Origin of the sequence: Geodermatophilus chilensis (assembly GCF_002802985.1) — a bacterium.
Taxonomy (GTDB): Bacteria; Actinomycetota; Actinomycetes; order Mycobacteriales; family Geodermatophilaceae; genus Geodermatophilus; species Geodermatophilus chilensis.
In genome coordinates, this window is record NZ_NVPT01000044.1 from 1 (window position 1) to 14,765 (window position 14,765).

Consider the following 14,765-nt stretch of genomic DNA (forward strand, 5'->3'; position numbering starts at 1 on the left):
GCCGACCGCTCGACCCACCCGCCGAGCGCCCGCAGCAGCCGGGTGCGCGGGCCTCGGCCGGTCAGCGTGTGCCCGACGCTGCAGTGCACGGTGACCACCGTGCTGGTGCACGGCGCCGCGGGTGGGGTGGGCCTGATGGCCGTCCAGCTCGCGGCGCTGCGCGGCGCCCGCGTCATCGGCACGATCGGCGGCGACGGCGCCGACCTGGTGCGGCGGTTCGGCGCCGAGCCGGTGCGCTACGGCAGTGGGCTGGCCGACCGGATCCGGGAGCTGGCGCCCGACGGCGTGGCCGCCGCCCTCGACCTCGTCGGCACCGACGAGGCCGTCGACGTCTCCCTCGGGCTGGTCGCCGACCGGCAGCGGATCGCCACCATCGCCGCCTTCGGCCGGGCCCGGGCCGACGGCATCACGGCGCTCGGCGGCGGACCGGGTGCGGACCCCGGCACCGAGCTGCGGGACGCGGCCCGGCTGGACCTGGCCGAGGCCGCCGGCGCCGGCCGGCTGGAGGTCGTCGTCGCCGGGACCTTCCCGCTCAAGGAGGTCGCCGCGGCGCACCGGCAGGGGATGGCGGGTCACACCCACGGCAAGCTGGTGCTGGTGCCCTAGCTGCGCCGCCGCCCGGCGGCGGGGACAGGGCGGGCCCTCTGCAGGATCCCGCCGCGAGCCTGCGAGCGGTGGGGGGCAGAGGGGTCCTCTTTCAGATCTCCTCGACGGCGAAGGCGCGGCTCGGCGACACGAACTCCTCCTGCGCGGCGACCAGCAGGATCTCCCGGGAGCGCGCCTCCTCGGTGGCCGCGAGCAGGCCGTGCACCGACGCGGCGGCCGCGCCGAGCGCGGTGCCGGCGTCCCGGCCGGCCAGCCAGTGGGCGAGGAAGAGCGCGGCGATGGCGTCGCCGGCGCCGTTGACCGCGACGTCCAGCCGTGGGGTGCGCACGCGGAAGTGCCGGCCGCCCTCGGAGGCGAGCAGGTCGACGGCGTCCCCGGGGGTGTCCTCGGTGACCAGCGACGTGGTGAGCACGACGCGCGGGCCGAGCGCCTGGACGGCGGCCACGGCGTCGCGCACCTCGTCGAGCGTCCGCGTCTTCGTCCCGGCGAGGAGGTCGAGCTCGTAGTGATTGGGGGTGACCAGGTCGGCGGCGGGGACGGCGACGTCGCGCATGAACTCGGGGATGCCGGGGCGGACGAAGACGCCGCGGCCGACGTCGCCGATGACCGGGTCGCAGCAGTAGACGGCCGCCGGGTTGGCCTGGCGCACCCGCTCCACCGTCTGGACGACGGCGTGCCCGATGTCGGCCGAGCCGAGGTAGCCGGAGAGGACGGCGTCGCAGGTGCCCAGCACGCCGCGCTCGGCGATGCCGTCGACGACCTCCTCGATCGCCGGGCCGTCGAAGACCCGGCCCCTCCACTCGCCGTAGCCGGTGTGATTGGAGAACTGCACGGTGTGCACCGGCCACACCTCGATGCCCAGGCGCTGCAGCGGGAAGACGGCGGAGGAGTTCCCGACGTGGCCGTAGGCGACGTGCGACTGGATGGAGAGGACGGCGGTCACGGAGAGAGACGGTGGCACACGGACGCTCCTGCTGCCCGTGCGCGTCCGCCACGGCGCGGACCGCACCGGCTGCGAGCGCGCGGTCGTGCCCGTCGCCCCGCGGTCGACGACGTCCTGCGGGGGTCCGGGCGGTGACGCCCTCGGGCTGCTGCAGGCGGGTGGGAGGCGGCGGGCAGGATGGCGGCATGGCCCTGCCTCCTGCCACCACTCCCGGGATCGTCGGCGTCGCCGGCCGCGTGGCCGAGCCGGTCGACGTCCGCAGCGCCGACCTGCAGTTGGGCGGGCGGCCACTGCCGGTGGTCAGCCCCGCGCGCGTCTACGTCTGCGGGATCACGCCCTACGACGTGACCCACCTCGGGCACGCGGCGACGTTGGTGTGGGCCGACGTCCTCGGGTCGGTGCTGCGACTCGCCGGCGCCGAGGTGGTGACCAGCCGCAACGTGACCGACGTCGACGACGTGCTGACCCGCGCCGCCGACGCCCGCGGCCGGCACTACGACGAGTTCGCGCTGAGCCAGGAGTTCGCCTTCGAGCAGGACATGCGGGCCCTCGGCGTGCGGCCGCCGACGCACACGCCGCGGGCGCGGCACCACGTCGCGCACGTGCAGCAGCTGGCCGCGGCGCTGCTGCGGACCGGCCGGGCGTACGAGCGGGAGGGGCACGTGTTCTTCCGCGGCGCCGAGGCGGTCGCGTCGTCGGGGCTGTCCGTCGAGCGGGCGCGCGAGCTGGCCGCCGAGTTCGGCGACGAGCCGGACGACCCGTTGCGCGAGGACCCCTTCGACGTGCCGGTGTGGCGGCCCTCGGGTGAGCAGGACCCCGCCTGGCCCTCGCCGTGGGGCTGGGGGCGGCCGGGCTGGCACGCGGAGTGCGCGGCCATGGCGACGGCGACCCTCGGTCACGGTGTCGACGTGCTGGTGGGCGGCGCCGACCTGGCGTTCCCGCACCATGCGCACCAGGCGGCGATGGCCGAGGCGGCCTCGGGGGTGGGGCCCTTCGCGCGCAGCCGGGTGCACGTCGGGACGGTGTCCCAGGACGGCGCGAAGATGGCGAAGTCGACCGGGAACCTGACGCTGGTCGCGGACCTGCTGCGGGTCACCACCGGACCGGCGTTGCGGTTGCTCGTCCTCGACCGGCCGTGGTCGCAGCCGTGGGAGTACCGGCCGGAGCTGCTGGAGACGGCGGCCGCGCGGCTCGATTCGCTGTTCTCCGCGGCCGGCCGTCCCGGCTCGTCGCCGGCGGCCAGCCGCGCGGTGGCCGACCGGCTGTTCGACGACCTGGACGTGTCCGGCGCCCTGGACGTGGCCATCGCCGACGGTGGGGACGCCGCCCGTCAGCTGGTGCGGGTGCTCGCGCTCAGCTGACTGTCGGCCGGCTTCTCAGCCGGGCCCGCCCGGCCCCGCGGTGGGCGTGTGTGGTCGCCGTGGGGCTCGGGTCGGTCGGTCAGACGGTATGGGGGCTGGGGCCTCGCCCGGACCCGGTCCCGGTGGTGGCTGTTCGGGGCGGTCGGGTGGTCGGGTGAGGACGCGGGGTCCGGTGAGGTGCAGGCCCGGTGGTCGGCTGGTGCGGGTGACGCCGCTGGGTGCGGTGACGGTGAGGATGCCGTCGGGGGTCATGGCGTAGGTCCAGCCCGGCGCGAAGGTCTTGAGCCGGTGGTGGCGGCGGCACAGGCAGCACAGCATTGGCACAGTCGGTGGCGCCGCCGGCGGCGTGCGGGATGACGTGGTCGGCGTCGGCCCAGCCGGCGCGGTTGTCGCAGCCGGGATGGCGGCAGGTGCGATCCCGGGTGGTGAGGAACCGGTCCTGCGGCGCGGTGAGGCTGTAGGCGGTGGTCGGCTCCGGGCGGGTGATGACCGCACAGCCGCAGCCCCCGGCCGGGTGGGTGGAGCAGCCCCGGCGCGCCGCCAGCCGCAGTTCGCGCAGGGCGCCACGGCCTGCAGTGCGCCGGTGTCGTCGGTGAAGGAGAAGCCGAGCGACCCGTTCGGGGGCGTGTGCAGGCCGATGGCGTCGAGCTGGGCGAGCAGGTCGCGCACGTGCGCGGCGGTGATCGGCGTACCCGCGACCGACCCGGTGGGCTGGGCGACGCTGCCGGGCCGCGCGAACGCCGCCGGCAGTGGGGTGCCGGAGGCGAGGAACCGGTCGGGGGTGAGCGCGCCGAGGGGCACCTGGATCTCGAGGTGCCCGCGACCGGGTCGGGCACCAGCCACGGGCGCAGCACCAGGTCGGCCAGGATCCCCGACCGCAGCATGCCGATCGGCCGGTCGTCGCCGCCCTTCTTCGCCCGCCAGGCCAGCTGGTCGATCGCGGCCTGGCAGGCGGCGGCCAGCTCGTCGGGCATGCCGGCGACCAGCTCACTGACCCCGTCCCCCACCGAGCGGCGCGTGACGTTGACCGCCCGGTGGGCCTTCTCCCGCCGGCGGTCGGATGCCGCGGCGTCACGGGCCGTGAGCTCCCGACGGAGCCGTTCCTTCAGTCTGCGGATCGACATCCCTGCGGCCTCGGGCAGCACCGCGGCCTCCACCTCGGCGATGAGCGCCGGATCGGTGTCCCGCGCCGGCCAGCCCAGCTCCTCGGCGAACGTGCGGGCGCGGGGCCAGTCCAGCTCCCCGGCCGCGAGCACGGCCAGGGTGGCGGTGATCGTCTGGGTGAGCGTCAGCGCGTGCTCGGTCAGCGTGGTCGCCGACGCCCGCGCACAGTTCAACGTCAACGCCAGCTCGTCGGCGAAGAACTCCGACACACCATCCGGCGCGGTGTCCTCCCCCACGGCGGCACCGGGTTCGCCAGGCTGGCGGTCCTGTGAGGCCGGGCGGTCCGCCGCGAACCCGGCGACGAGCTCGAGCTTGTAGGCGGCGAGCGCGGCCTACATCCGGTCGACCCGCTGCAGCTCTGCGGCCTTCTCCTCCGGCGACCGCGCCCAGACCGGCAACATCTCCGCCAGCGGCGGGGACTCCGTCACCGGCGGACCGAACTCCGGCGGCAACGGCGCGAGATCGGTCACCGTCAGACCGACCCCGAACCCGCTACCGAACATGCCCCCACGCTAGGCCGGGGGTACGACAGTTTCGCCCCTGACCAGCGAAGACGCCGACCGATTCTCCTGGAGCGCGGTGGCGCGGGGAGACGGTCGGCTCGGTTGACCGAGTTGATCATGGGGTTGTGGCGGCCGACACGCGCCGACACGCCGCGCCGGGCCGGGCCAAGCCCATGATCAACGGCGGAGGGGAGACGCTCGCCCTTCGCAGGGTCTGGCGGGGGCGTCGGGACTCGGGCGCCGGGACAGTCAGACGCCTAGAAGGCCGGGAGCAGCAGCAGCGCGGTCGGGACGAGCAGCAGCAGGCCAGCCGACAGCAGCGCGAGCACCCGCCCCCACGCCGGGAGCGGGGACGGCGGTTCGAGCAGCCGCACGACCCGAGCACCGACCGCGCTGCCGGTGACCGCGAGCGCACCGGACGGCACCCCCGCCCCCCCGGCCCCGCCGGCCGCGACGACGATCGCCTGGGCGAGGGTCCGCCGGGGCGCGGGTCCGGGCAGTGAGCCCAGCGCGACGTCGTCCGCGCGCATCTCCACCAGCGTGCGCACCGCCGCGTGGGCGCGACCGGCCGCGGGCAGCACCGGCAGCGCGGCCTCCCACGCCACGAACGGCAGCAGGTACAGGTGGTGGTGCTCGCGCAGGTGCGCCCGCTCGTGCGCGACGACGGCGGCCAGCTGGGCGTCGTCGAGCTCGGCGACCATGCCGGAGGAGAGCACCAGCAGCGGTCGCGCGCCGGGGATGCAGAAGGCGACCGGGGCGGGGTGCTCGAGCAGCCGGGCATCGGGCAGAGTGGCGGGCAGGGCCATCGGCAGCGAGGCCGGCTGGACGACGAGCTCCAGCAGCTCGCGGTGCCGGCGGCGGGTGCGCGCGGTCCGGACCCAGGAGAGCAGCAGGACGCCGACCAGCTCGACGGCGAGCACCGCCGCCAGCGTCTGGGCGACCCAGTGGTCGCCACGCACCGGCGCGTCGGCCGGGTGGCGGGTCACCCAGTGCCACCAGGCCTCGGGCAGCGAGTGACCCCACGGCGCGAGCCCGTGCACCAGCAGCGCCCCGATGATCGACAGCCCGCCGGCCAGCCCGATCGCCTGCCAGCAGACCAGGGCCACCAGCGGGTCACGCCGCGGCCAGCGGGCGCGGGCCAACAGCGCCGGCACCGGCCACGCCAGCAGCGCGGCCAGCACGGCCAGGGCGGCCGCGGTCGCGGGCAGCACGGGTCGGCGGGTCAGCGGGTCAGCGGTCGGCGTCCGGACCGGCGGCGGCCAGCAGCTCGCGCAGCAGCCGGGCCTCGTCGGCGTCGACACCGCCGACGAACCGGGCCAGCACCGCCTGCCGGTCACCAGCCTGGCCGAGCACCTCGTGCATGAGGTCCGCGGCGTGCTCCTCGCGGGTGCCGCGGGCACGGAAGCGCCGGGGCCGGGCGTCGTCGTGGACGACGAAGCCCTTCTGCTCCAGACGCGACAGCACGGTGTGCACGGTGGTCAGCGCCAGACCGCGGTCGGCCAGGCCGTCGCGCAGCTCGGCGGCCGCCAGCGGGCCGTCGGCCGACCACAGCCGGTCCATGACCGCCCGTTCGAGCTCTCCCAGCGACGCCACCGCTCCTCCTGTCCCCGACATCACACCTGCAAGTTCTACGTCCCGTAGAAGTCGTCCTTCTATGAGGCGTAGAAAGAACGTGTCGATGGTACGACCACCGGAGAGGGGCCCGTCGTGGACGTCCTGGACGTGGCGCGCTGGCAGTTCGGCATCACGACCGTCTACCACTTCCTGATGGTGCCGCTGACCATCGGCCTGGGGGTCCTGGTCGCCGTCATGCACACCCTCTGGGTGCGCACCGGCAAGCCCGAGTGGCTGCGGATGACCCGCTTCTGGGGCCGCATCTACCTGATCAACTTCGTGCTCGGCGTGGCCACCGGCCTGGTGCAGGAGTTCCAGTTCGGCCTGGCCTGGAGCGAGTACTCGCGCTTCGTCGGCGACGTCTTCGGCTCGCTGCTGGCCCTCGAGGCGCTGCTGGCCTTCTTCCTCGAGTCGACCTTCCTCGGCCTGTGGATCTTCGGCTGGGGCCGCATCCCGAAGAAGCTGCACCTGGCCGCGCTGTGGGCGGCGGTCATCGGCTCGATCGTCAGCGCGTACTTCATCATCGCGGCCAACTCCTGGATGCAGCACCCGGTCGGGGTCGAGGTCGACGACACCACCGGCCGCCCGGTGCAGGTCGACTTCCTCGCCGTCCTGACCAACAACACCGCGCTGGCCGCCTTCAGCCACGCGATCGTCGCGGCGCTCATGGTCGCCGGCGCCCTGCTGGTCGGCATCGGGCTGTGGCACCTGCGCCGGCGGAAGCTGGCCGGGCAGCCGACCACGGACGTCGACCACACCGTGTGGCGGCGCTCGGTGCGGCTCGGCGGCTGGGTGTCGCTGGCCGCGTTCGTCCTGGTCGCCCTCACCGGCGACTGGCAGGGCAAGCTCATGTACGCCCAGCAGCCGCTGAAGATGAGCTCGGCCGAGGCACTGTGCGAGACCGAGGCGCCGGCCCCGTTCTCCGTCTTCGCCTGGAGCAAGCTCGGGTCCAACGAGTGCGACGACGTCCGCTCGATCACCATCCCCGGGCTGGTGTCCTTCCTCGCTCACGGTGACTTCTCCTCCGCCGTGCCCGGCGTCAACGAGCTGCAGGAGGAGTACGCCGCGGTCTACGGGGAGACCTACCCCGACGACCCGTCGCGCTTCGGCGCGCTGGCCGGCGAGGAGATCGACTACACCCCGCTGCTGGCGGTCAGCTACTGGAGCTTCCGGCTCATGATCGGCATGGGCGCGGTCTCCGCCGGGGTCGCCGCCTACGCGCTGTGGGCCACGCGGAAGGGCCGGGTGCCGACCTCGCGGATCGGCGTCCACGGCTCGCTGCTCGCCGTCGCGGCACCGTTCGTGGCCAACGCGACCGGCTGGATCTTCACCGAGATGGGCCGCCAGCCCTTCGTCGTCTACCCCAACCCCGACGTCCCGGTGGGCGAGCAGACCTACTTCTTCACCGCCCAGGCCGTCTCCCCCGGCGTCAGCGCCGCCGAGGTGTGGACGTCGCTGTCGCTGCTGACCCTCGTCTACGGCGCGCTGGCCGTCGTCGAGCTGTGGCTGATCACCCGCTTCGTGCGCCGCGGCGTCACCACCGGGGACGGCGCCCCCACCCCCGGCACCCCGCCGGAGGGGACGCCGGAGTCCCGCCGGGACGCCGACGACGACGTCCTCTCCTTCGCCTACTGAGCCCGGAGGCTCCCCGTGGACCTGCAGACCCTCTGGTTCGGCGCCGTCGCGCTGCTGTGGACCGGCTTCCTGCTGCTCGAGGGTTTCGACTTCGGCGTCGCCGCGCTGCTGCCGGTGCTCGGCCGGCGTCCGGCCGAGCGGCACCTCATGCTGCGCACCATCGGCCCGCTCTGGGACGGCAACGAGGTCTGGCTGATCACCGCCGTCGGCGCGGTGTTCGCCGCCTTCCCGGGCTGGTACGCCACCTGGCTCCCGGCGCTCTACCTGCCCTTCGTGCTGGTGCTGTTCGGCCTCATCGTCCGGGCGGTCGCCTTCGAGTGGCGGCACTCGCACCACACCGAGGCGTGGGACACCACCTGGACCCGGGTGATCGCCGCCGGCTCGCTCATCGCCGCGGCGGGCATCGGCGCCGCCCTGGGCGCCACCACCCTCGGCCTGCCGATCGGCGCCGAGGGCGACCGGGTCGGCGGGGCCTTCTCCGGGCTGGGCTGGTCGGCGCTGCTGGGCGCGGTCGCCGTCCTGGCCTTCTCGGTGGTGCACGGCGCGGTGTTCCTGTCCCTGAAGACCGACGGCCCGCTGCGGGCCGCCGCCCGGCGCTTCGCGCTGCGGTGGTCGCCGGTGGCCGCGCTGCCGCTCCTGGCCTGGGCCGGGCTGGTGCACCTGCGGTACGGGACGCCGGTCACCGGGGTGCTGTGGCTGGTCGCCGCGCTCGCCGTCCTGGTCGCCTGGGCCCGGCTGCGGGTCGGCCGCGAGGGCCAGGCCTTCGCCGCGTGGGGCGCGATGCTGGCCGCGGCCGCCGCGACGCTGTTCGGTGCCGCGTACCCGGTCGTCGTCCCCTCGACGATCGACCCGGCCTTCGACGTGACGGTCGCCGACGCCTCGGTCAGCGACTACACGCTCACGGTGATGACGTGGGCCGCCGGCATCGGCCTGCCCGTGGTGCTCGGCTACCAGGCCTGGACCTACTGGGTCTTCCGCAAGCGGCTGACCGCCGAGCCGCAACACGGCGAGCCCGCCGGGGCGCACGCGTGACCAGGGCCGGCCATTTCCGCGGAAATCGCCGCTCGGGGCGGGGGCCGCTCGGGCCGCTGGCCGGCGTCCCGGGCGTGACGGGGGCGGTGGTCCGTGCCGCCCTCGCCGCGCTCGGCCAGGTCGCCGGGCTGGTGCTGCTGGCGGCCGGGCTGGCGCATGCCGTGGCCCGCGCGGCCGGTCAGGACGACGGCGCGCTGACCGGCCCGCTGCTCCTGGCGGCGGCCGGCGTGCTGGTGCGCGCGGTCGCCGGCTGGGCCGGGGAGCTGATGGCCGCGCGCGACGCCCGGCGCGCCGAGGACCAGCTGCGGACGGCGCTGACCGCCCGGCTCGCCGCCTCCCCCGCCGCGGTCGCCGCGGCCGGCGGCCCCGGGCCGGCCGCGCTGCTGGCCACCACCCGGCTGGCCGACCTCGGGCCCGCGCTGGCCACCCGCCTCCCCGCGCTGGCGCAGGCGCTGGTCGTGCCGCCGGTGCTGCTCGTCGTCCTGGCCTGGACCGACCTGCTCTCGGCCGCCCTGGTCGCGGTCACCCTGCCGCTGGTGCCGCTGTTCATGGTGCTGGTCGGGCTGACCACCCGGGACGGCACGACGGCGGCCGCCCGGGCGCTGGACCGGATCGCCGGGCACGTCGCCGAGCTGGTCCGCGGGCTGCCGGTGCTGGTGGGCCTGGGCCGCGCCGCCGAGCAGGCCGCGGCGCTCGCCGAGCTCGGCGAGGCCTCGCGCCGGCGCACCCTGTCGGTGCTGCGGCTGGCCTTCCTGTCCGCGCTGGTGCTCGAGCTGCTCGCCACGCTGTCGGTCGCCCTGGTCGCGGTCACCGTCGGTCTGCGGCTGGTGCACGGCGACCTCGACCTGGCCGTCGGCCTGACCGCCCTGCTGCTCGCGCCCGAGGCCTTCGCGCCGCTGCGCGCCCTGGGAGCCGCCCACCACGCCGGCGAGGACGCCGCGCTCGCCGCCGCCGAGGCCCGCGCGGTGCTCGCCACCCCGATTCCCGACCCGGCCCCGACGGCGGACGACGACGGCGACCCGCGCGGCGCCGACGTCACCGTCACCGGGCTGGGCGTCCGCTTCCCCGGCCGGGGGGTCCCGGCGCTCCCGCCGGTCGACCTCGCCGTCCGGCCGGGCGAGCTCGTCGCCGTCCGCGGCGCGAGCGGCTCGGGCAAGTCGACGTTGCTCGCCGTCCTCGCCGGGCTGACCGACGCGGCCGCGGAGGTGCGCGGCACGGTGGCCGGGATGCCGGCCGGCGGCGTCGCGTACGTGCCGCAGCACCCGCGCACCACCGGCGCGACCGTCGCCGACGAGCTGCGCCGGCACGCGGGTTCCGAGCCCGGCGTGGACGAGCTGGTCGGCGAGGCGTACGTCGTCGATGCGCTGGCCCGGGCCGGCGCTCTCGAGCTGGCCGGCCGGGCCTGCACCACCCTCTCCCCCGGCGAGCTGCAGCGCGTGGCGCTGGCCCGCGCGCTGGTGCGGGTCCGCCGCGGCGCCCGGCTGCTGCTGCTCGACGAGCCCACCGCGCACCTGGACGACGACGCCGCCGCCCGGGTGGCCGCGGTGCTGGCCGGGCTGCGCGGCACGGTGAGCGTCCTGCTGGTCACCCACGACCCGGCCCTGGCCGCCCTCGCCGACCGCACCGTCGACCTGCCCTCCTCGACCACCCCCGCCGTCCCCGCGAGATCGGCGGTCTCGTGGCCATCGGCGCCCGATCGCGACGAGACCGCCGATCTCGCGGCCACGGGCGCGGAGCGCGGATCGGTCGCGACCGGCACCGGGCTGCGCTGGCCGCGCCGGGCCCTGGTGCGCGCGGTCGCCGCCGGCACCGCCTCGGCCGGTGCGGGTGTCGCGCTCACCGCGGTCTCGGGCTGGCTGATCGTGCGGGCCGCCGAGATGCCGCCGGTGCTGACCCTGCTGGTCGCGATCGTCGGCGTCCGGGCCTTCGGGCTGGGCCGCGCCGGGCTGCGCTGGGTGGAGCGGATGACCGCGCACGACGCCGCGCTCCGGCTGGCCGCGGACCTGCGCGTGCGGGTCTGGCGGGCGCTGGCCGCGCAGGGCATCGCGGCCGACCGGACGCCGGGCTCGGCGCTGGCCCGCGTGGTCGGCGACGTCGGCCTGGTGCAGGACCTCTCGGTGCGCGTCGTCCCGCCGGCCCTGGTGGCCGGCACGGTGACCACCGCGACCGTCGGCGCGCTGGCGCTGGTCTCCCCCGCCGCGGCCGGCGCGGCCGCGCTCGTCCTGCTGACCACCGTCGCCCTGGTCCTCGCCGCGCACCGGCGGGTGGACGCCGGGGCCGCGCGGGCCGAGGCGGCGCTGCGGGTGGCCGCGCTGCGCGACACCACCACCGCGCTCGAGGGCGCGGCCGACCTGCGGGCGCACGGCCTGGCCGGGCGGACGGCGGCCGACCTCGCCGCGCTCGCCGCCGACCGGAGCACAGCTGACCGCGCCCGCACCCGCGCCGGCGCGCTGGGCACCGCGGTCGTCGTCCTCGGCACCGGGCTGGCCGCGGTGGCCGCCGCGGCGGCCGGGAGCGCCGCAGGGGTGACCGGCCCGGCGATCGCGGCGGTCGCGCTCGCCCCGCTGGCGCTGGCCGAGCCGCTGGCCGGGCTGGTGACCGCGCTGCAGCGGCGCGGCACGCTCGCCGACGCCCGCGACCGGCTCGACGCCGTCCTCACCGCGCCGGTGCCGGCCGACCCCGCCGACCCGCGCACCGTCCCCGCGCCGGTGCGCGCGCTGGCCACTGACGGCCTGGTCGCCGGCTGGCCCGGCGGCCCGGACGTGCTCCGCGGCCTGACCACGCACACCACCGCGGACGGCGGCTGGCTGGTCGTGCGCGGGCCCTCGGGTGCCGGCAAGTCGACGCTCCTCGCGGTGCTGCTCGCCGCCCTGCGGCCGCGGGCCGGCGCCTACACGCTGGACGACGTCGACACCGCACGGCTGACCGGGGAGGACATCCGCTCCCGGATCGCCTGGCTGCCGCAGGACGCGCACGTGTTCGCCTCGAGCATCCGCGCCAACCTGGCCCTGGCCGCGCCGCGGGGCGTGCTGGCCGGGCCGGACGGCGAGGCCCGGATGCACGCCGCCCTCGACGCCACCGGGCTCGGTGGACTGCTGGCCGCGCTGCCTGCGGGCCTGGACACCCCCGTCAGGGCGGGCGGCACCGCGCTGTCGGGCGGCGAGCGGCGCCGGCTGGCCGCGGCGCGGGCGCTGCTGGCCGACCGGGACGTCGTGCTGCTCGACGAGCCGACCGCGCACCTCGACCCGCCGACCGCCGCGGCACTCGTGCGCGACCTGCGGGCGGCGCTCGCCGGCCGGGTGGTGGTCTGCGTGACCCACGACGACGCCGTCGAGCAGCCCGGCGACACGGTCGTCCGGATCGGCGCGACCCAGGCCGCACTCGCCGGCTGATCAGGGCGGCCCCGTCCCGGGCCCCGCTGGCCTCGTCCCGGCCCCGCTGGCCCCGCCCTGAGCCTGCGAAGGGTGGGGAGGACGGGGTCCTTCTACGAAGGGTGGGGAGGACGGGGTCCTCTTCCTAAGCGGCCGCGGCGTGCGGCCGGCCGGGCGCCTCGGGCCGGGCCCGCACGACCTCGAAGCCGGGGAAGGCCGGCAGCGCGGGGTCGACGACGACCGGCACACCCGGGGACGGTCCCAGCAGGCGGCGGGCGACCACCGCAGCGCGCTCGTCGGGCGTCAGCTGGGCGAGCATGCGCGCGTGCAGCTCGGGACGGATGCGGAGCTCCCGGGGCGGGGCTGCGCCGGGGGTGACGGCGACCGCGATCAGGTCGCCGGCGATGTCCGGCCGGCCCCAGTGCGTGGGGTGGGTTCCTCTGACGATGGCCTCGGACATGGTGCCCTCCTGGGCGGTTCCCCCGCGCTCGGTGCAACGCCGCGGGGAGGTGGTTCATGCCTTGCCTAGCCCAGAGGTCCGACAGTTCCCCGCAGATACGTCGGTCGGAGGCCCCGGGGCGTCGGTGCCGTCGGGCACCCTGCCGGCATGGACGCACCCTTCACCGGTTCGGTCTTCCTCGGCATGAGCGTCGACGGGTTCATCGCCCGTCCCGACGGCGACCTCGCGTGGCTGACCGGCGGCGGGGACGCCGGCGGTGCGCCGGACGACGGCGCGGGCGGCGACTTCGGGTTCGCCGAGTTCGTCTCCGGCGTCGACGCGCTGGTCGTGGGCCGCGGCACCTACGAGGTGATCGCGCCGATGGACGAGTGGCCGTACCAGGGCAGGCCGGTGCACGTCGTGAGCACCACGCTGGAGCCCGATTCCCGCATCACCCTGCACCGCTCGTTCGACGAAGCGGTCGCCGCACTGACCGCCGCGGGGTACCGCCGTGTGTACGTCGACGGGGGTCGGACGGTGCACGACTTCCTCGCCGCCGGGCTGGTCGGGGAGCTGACCCTCTCCCGGGTACCGGTGCTCATCGGCGAGGGGCACACGCCGTTCGGGCCGCTGCCGGCCGACGTGCTGCTCGAGCACGTGCGCACGCGGACCTTCCCGGGCGGGATGGTGCAGACGACCTACCGGGTGCGCTGAGCGGTCAGGCCGCCGGGACGGCGACCGGGATCTCCGGGCCGAGCGTCGCGCCCTGCAGCAGCTGCAGGTCGTCGCCGGACCAGAAGCTCCCCGGGTCGTAGGCGTTGCGCGGCCGGCGGCCGTCGAGCAGGCCCATCGCGGTGTAGGTCGTGGCCACCAGCTCCGCGCAGTACACGGTCTCCGCTGACGTCCCCCGCCGCAGCCGCCCGGTCAGCCAGCTGCGCGCCAGCCCCGGGGTGGTCGGGAAGGGCCGGCCGTCGAGGCGGGCGACGGTGCGCAGGACGGCGTCCTCCATCTCCCGCGTCACGCCGCCGTCGTCGGCCGGGCCGACCAGCTGGCGCAGCCAGGCGCGCTGCCCGTAGCGCTGCCGCCAGGTGCGGACGGCGTCGGCGAGGTCGTGCAGCTGGACGCCGCGCTGGTGCTGCCCGGTCCACACGTCGGGCAGCGAGCGGCCGAGCTCGGCGTGCCAGAGCAGCGGCGGCAGGTCCTCCAGGACGACGGCCATGCCGACGTGGTTGACCGGCGCGTTGGTGAGCGTCCGGATCGCCCGGTCGGCCACCGAGCCGCCGCGGAAGACCCACACGTCGCCGGTGCGGGTGAGGTCGACCGCCTCGTCCAGGCTCAGCTCGGGCACGGCGATACGTTAGGGCCGTGCGCCTGTGGAAGCTGCTCGGCCTGGCCGGTCTCGCCGGCGTCGCGGCGACCGGGGTGGTGCTGGCCCGAGGCGAGCGGCAGCGCCGGGCGCACACCCCCCAGGAGATCCGCGCCCGGCTGCGCGAGCGGCACGCCGCGCTGGCCGACGTCCCCGAGCCGGTGACGGCCGCGGAGCTGGTCTCCGGGCGCGGGCACCGCCTCGCCCGGGTGCTCCGCCGCCGCTGACGGTCAGGCCGGCGGTGCCGGCAGGACGACGACGCCGTCCCGGTCGGCGGCGAGCCAGTCCCCCTCGCGGAACACCACGCCGGCGAAGACGACCGGCAGCCCGGCCTGACCCGAGTGCAGGCCCTTCACGCTGCGCCGCGGGTGGGTCGCCAGCGCCCGCACCCCGATCGGCTGGGCGTCGATCTCGTCGGCGTCGCGCACCGCGCCGTTGACCACCACGCCGGCCCAGCCGTTCTGCGCGGCGAGGACGGCGAGGTTGCCGCCGAACAGCGCGCAGCGCAGCGAGCCACCGCCGTCGACGACGAGCACCCGCCCCTCCCCCGGCTGCTCGACCGCCGCCCGGACCAGGGCGTTGTCCTCGAAGACCTTGAGCGTGGTGATCGGCCCGCTGAACGCCGGCCGGCCGCCGAAGGCCTGCAGCACCGGATCGCACACCTGCGCCTCCGGGTGGGCGTCGGAGAGGTCGGTCGTGGCGTGCACTGGCTCGTCGGTCATGTTCCGGAG

General features: G+C 76.6%; 15 protein-coding genes. 7 read left to right on the top strand and 8 right to left on the bottom strand.

The window, feature by feature from the left end; all coding sequences use genetic code 11:
* A partial coding sequence (locus CNO22_RS09545) for a zinc-binding dehydrogenase (RefSeq protein ID WP_157936874.1) occupies positions 1-606 on the top strand: 606 nt, incomplete at its 5' end.
* 91 nt (positions 607-697) lie between these two features.
* Here the strand turns inward: CNO22_RS09545 and pdxY are convergent.
* Positions 698-1,549: a pyridoxal kinase PdxY gene (pdxY, locus tag CNO22_RS09550; RefSeq protein ID WP_100499143.1), complete on the bottom strand. Its 852-nt coding sequence runs from the start codon at positions 1,547-1,549 to the stop codon at positions 698-700.
* Between the two features lie 185 nt (positions 1,550-1,734).
* Here pdxY and CNO22_RS09555 point away from each other — a divergent pair, with 185 nt between their 5' ends.
* The gene (locus CNO22_RS09555; protein ID WP_100499144.1) at positions 1,735-2,910 is read left to right on the top strand and encodes a hypothetical protein; all 1,176 of its coding nucleotides are present in this window, start codon (positions 1,735-1,737) and stop codon (positions 2,908-2,910) included.
* 248 nt (positions 2,911-3,158) lie between these two features.
* Here the strand turns inward: CNO22_RS09555 and CNO22_RS30090 are convergent, their stop codons facing one another.
* From CNO22_RS30090 to CNO22_RS09570, 4 genes are all read right to left on the bottom strand, one after another.
* Positions 3,159-4,310: a DUF222 domain-containing protein gene (locus CNO22_RS30090; protein WP_100499145.1), complete on the bottom strand. Its 1,152-nt coding sequence runs from the start codon at positions 4,308-4,310 to the stop codon at positions 3,159-3,161.
* A 96-nt stretch (positions 4,311-4,406) separates the two neighbouring features.
* Positions 4,407-4,577 (bottom strand): hypothetical protein, encoded by a 171-nt coding sequence (locus tag CNO22_RS27580; RefSeq protein WP_157936875.1) that lies wholly within the window; start codon positions 4,575-4,577, stop codon positions 4,407-4,409.
* A 257-nt stretch (positions 4,578-4,834) separates the two neighbouring features.
* Positions 4,835-5,788, bottom strand: coding sequence for a M56 family metallopeptidase (locus CNO22_RS09565; protein ID WP_100499146.1), 954 nt, complete (start codon positions 5,786-5,788; stop codon positions 4,835-4,837).
* Between the two features lie 19 nt (positions 5,789-5,807).
* A complete protein-coding gene (locus CNO22_RS09570) occupies positions 5,808-6,170 on the bottom strand; it encodes a BlaI/MecI/CopY family transcriptional regulator (protein WP_100499147.1) in 363 nt (120 codons plus the stop codon).
* Between the two features lie 114 nt (positions 6,171-6,284).
* Here CNO22_RS09570 and CNO22_RS09575 point away from each other — a divergent pair, with 114 nt between their 5' ends.
* The 3 genes from CNO22_RS09575 to cydC are packed head-to-tail and all read left to right on the top strand — an operon-like array spanning position 6,285 to position 12,250.
* Positions 6,285-7,826, top strand: a complete 1,542-nt coding sequence (locus CNO22_RS09575; protein ID WP_100499148.1) for a cytochrome ubiquinol oxidase subunit I — start codon at positions 6,285-6,287, stop codon at positions 7,824-7,826.
* 15 nt (positions 7,827-7,841) lie between these two features.
* Positions 7,842-8,858: a cytochrome d ubiquinol oxidase subunit II gene (cydB, locus tag CNO22_RS09580; RefSeq protein WP_100499149.1), complete on the top strand. Its 1,017-nt coding sequence runs from the start codon at positions 7,842-7,844 to the stop codon at positions 8,856-8,858.
* Complete coding sequence (gene cydC, locus CNO22_RS09585) at positions 8,855-12,250, top strand: thiol reductant ABC exporter subunit CydC (RefSeq protein WP_100499150.1); 3,396 nt, start codon at positions 8,855-8,857, stop codon at positions 12,248-12,250. The genes cydB and cydC overlap by 4 nt, the downstream gene beginning before the upstream one ends.
* A gap of 124 nt (positions 12,251-12,374) precedes the next feature.
* Here the strand turns inward: cydC and CNO22_RS09590 are convergent, their stop codons facing one another.
* Complete coding sequence (locus tag CNO22_RS09590; protein WP_100499151.1) at positions 12,375-12,689, bottom strand: hypothetical protein; 315 nt, start codon at positions 12,687-12,689, stop codon at positions 12,375-12,377.
* A 147-nt stretch (positions 12,690-12,836) separates the two neighbouring features.
* Between CNO22_RS09590 and CNO22_RS09595 the strand changes: the two genes are divergently transcribed.
* On the top strand, positions 12,837-13,382 hold the full coding sequence (locus CNO22_RS09595) for a dihydrofolate reductase family protein (RefSeq protein ID WP_100499152.1): 546 nt from the start codon (positions 12,837-12,839) through the stop codon (positions 13,380-13,382).
* A gap of 4 nt (positions 13,383-13,386) precedes the next feature.
* On the opposite strand, the gene CNO22_RS09600 is transcribed toward CNO22_RS09595, so the two are convergent.
* Positions 13,387-14,016, bottom strand: coding sequence for a hypothetical protein (locus CNO22_RS09600; RefSeq protein ID WP_100499153.1), 630 nt, complete (start codon positions 14,014-14,016; stop codon positions 13,387-13,389).
* 17 nt (positions 14,017-14,033) lie between these two features.
* Between CNO22_RS09600 and CNO22_RS09605 the strand changes: the two genes are divergently transcribed.
* Positions 14,034-14,261 carry a hypothetical protein gene (locus tag CNO22_RS09605; RefSeq protein WP_100499154.1) on the top strand — a complete coding sequence of 76 codons (228 nt, stop codon included), beginning with the start codon at positions 14,034-14,036 and terminating at the stop codon, positions 14,259-14,261.
* Between the two features lie 3 nt (positions 14,262-14,264).
* Here CNO22_RS09605 and rraA read toward each other — a convergent pair whose 3' ends face one another.
* Positions 14,265-14,756, bottom strand: coding sequence for a ribonuclease E activity regulator RraA (gene rraA, locus CNO22_RS09610; protein ID WP_100499155.1), 492 nt, complete (start codon positions 14,754-14,756; stop codon positions 14,265-14,267).
* Between the last annotated feature and the right edge of the window lie 9 nt (positions 14,757-14,765).

Bases quoted from the DNA above. Each gene is read 5' to 3' on its own strand.
- CNO22_RS09555 (WP_100499144.1), top strand. From the start codon at position 1,735: ATGGCCCTGCCTCCTGCCACCACTCCCGGGATCGTCGGCGTCGCCGGC.
- CNO22_RS27580 (WP_157936875.1), bottom strand. From the start codon at position 4,577: ATGTTCGGTAGCGGGTTCGGGGTCGGTCTGACGGTGACCGATCTCGCG.
- CNO22_RS09590 (WP_100499151.1), bottom strand. From the start codon at position 12,689: ATGTCCGAGGCCATCGTCAGAGGAACCCACCCCACGCACTGGGGCCGG.
- CNO22_RS09595 (WP_100499152.1), top strand. From the start codon at position 12,837: ATGGACGCACCCTTCACCGGTTCGGTCTTCCTCGGCATGAGCGTCGAC.
- rraA (WP_100499155.1), bottom strand. From the start codon at position 14,756: ATGACCGACGAGCCAGTGCACGCCACGACCGACCTCTCCGACGCCCAC.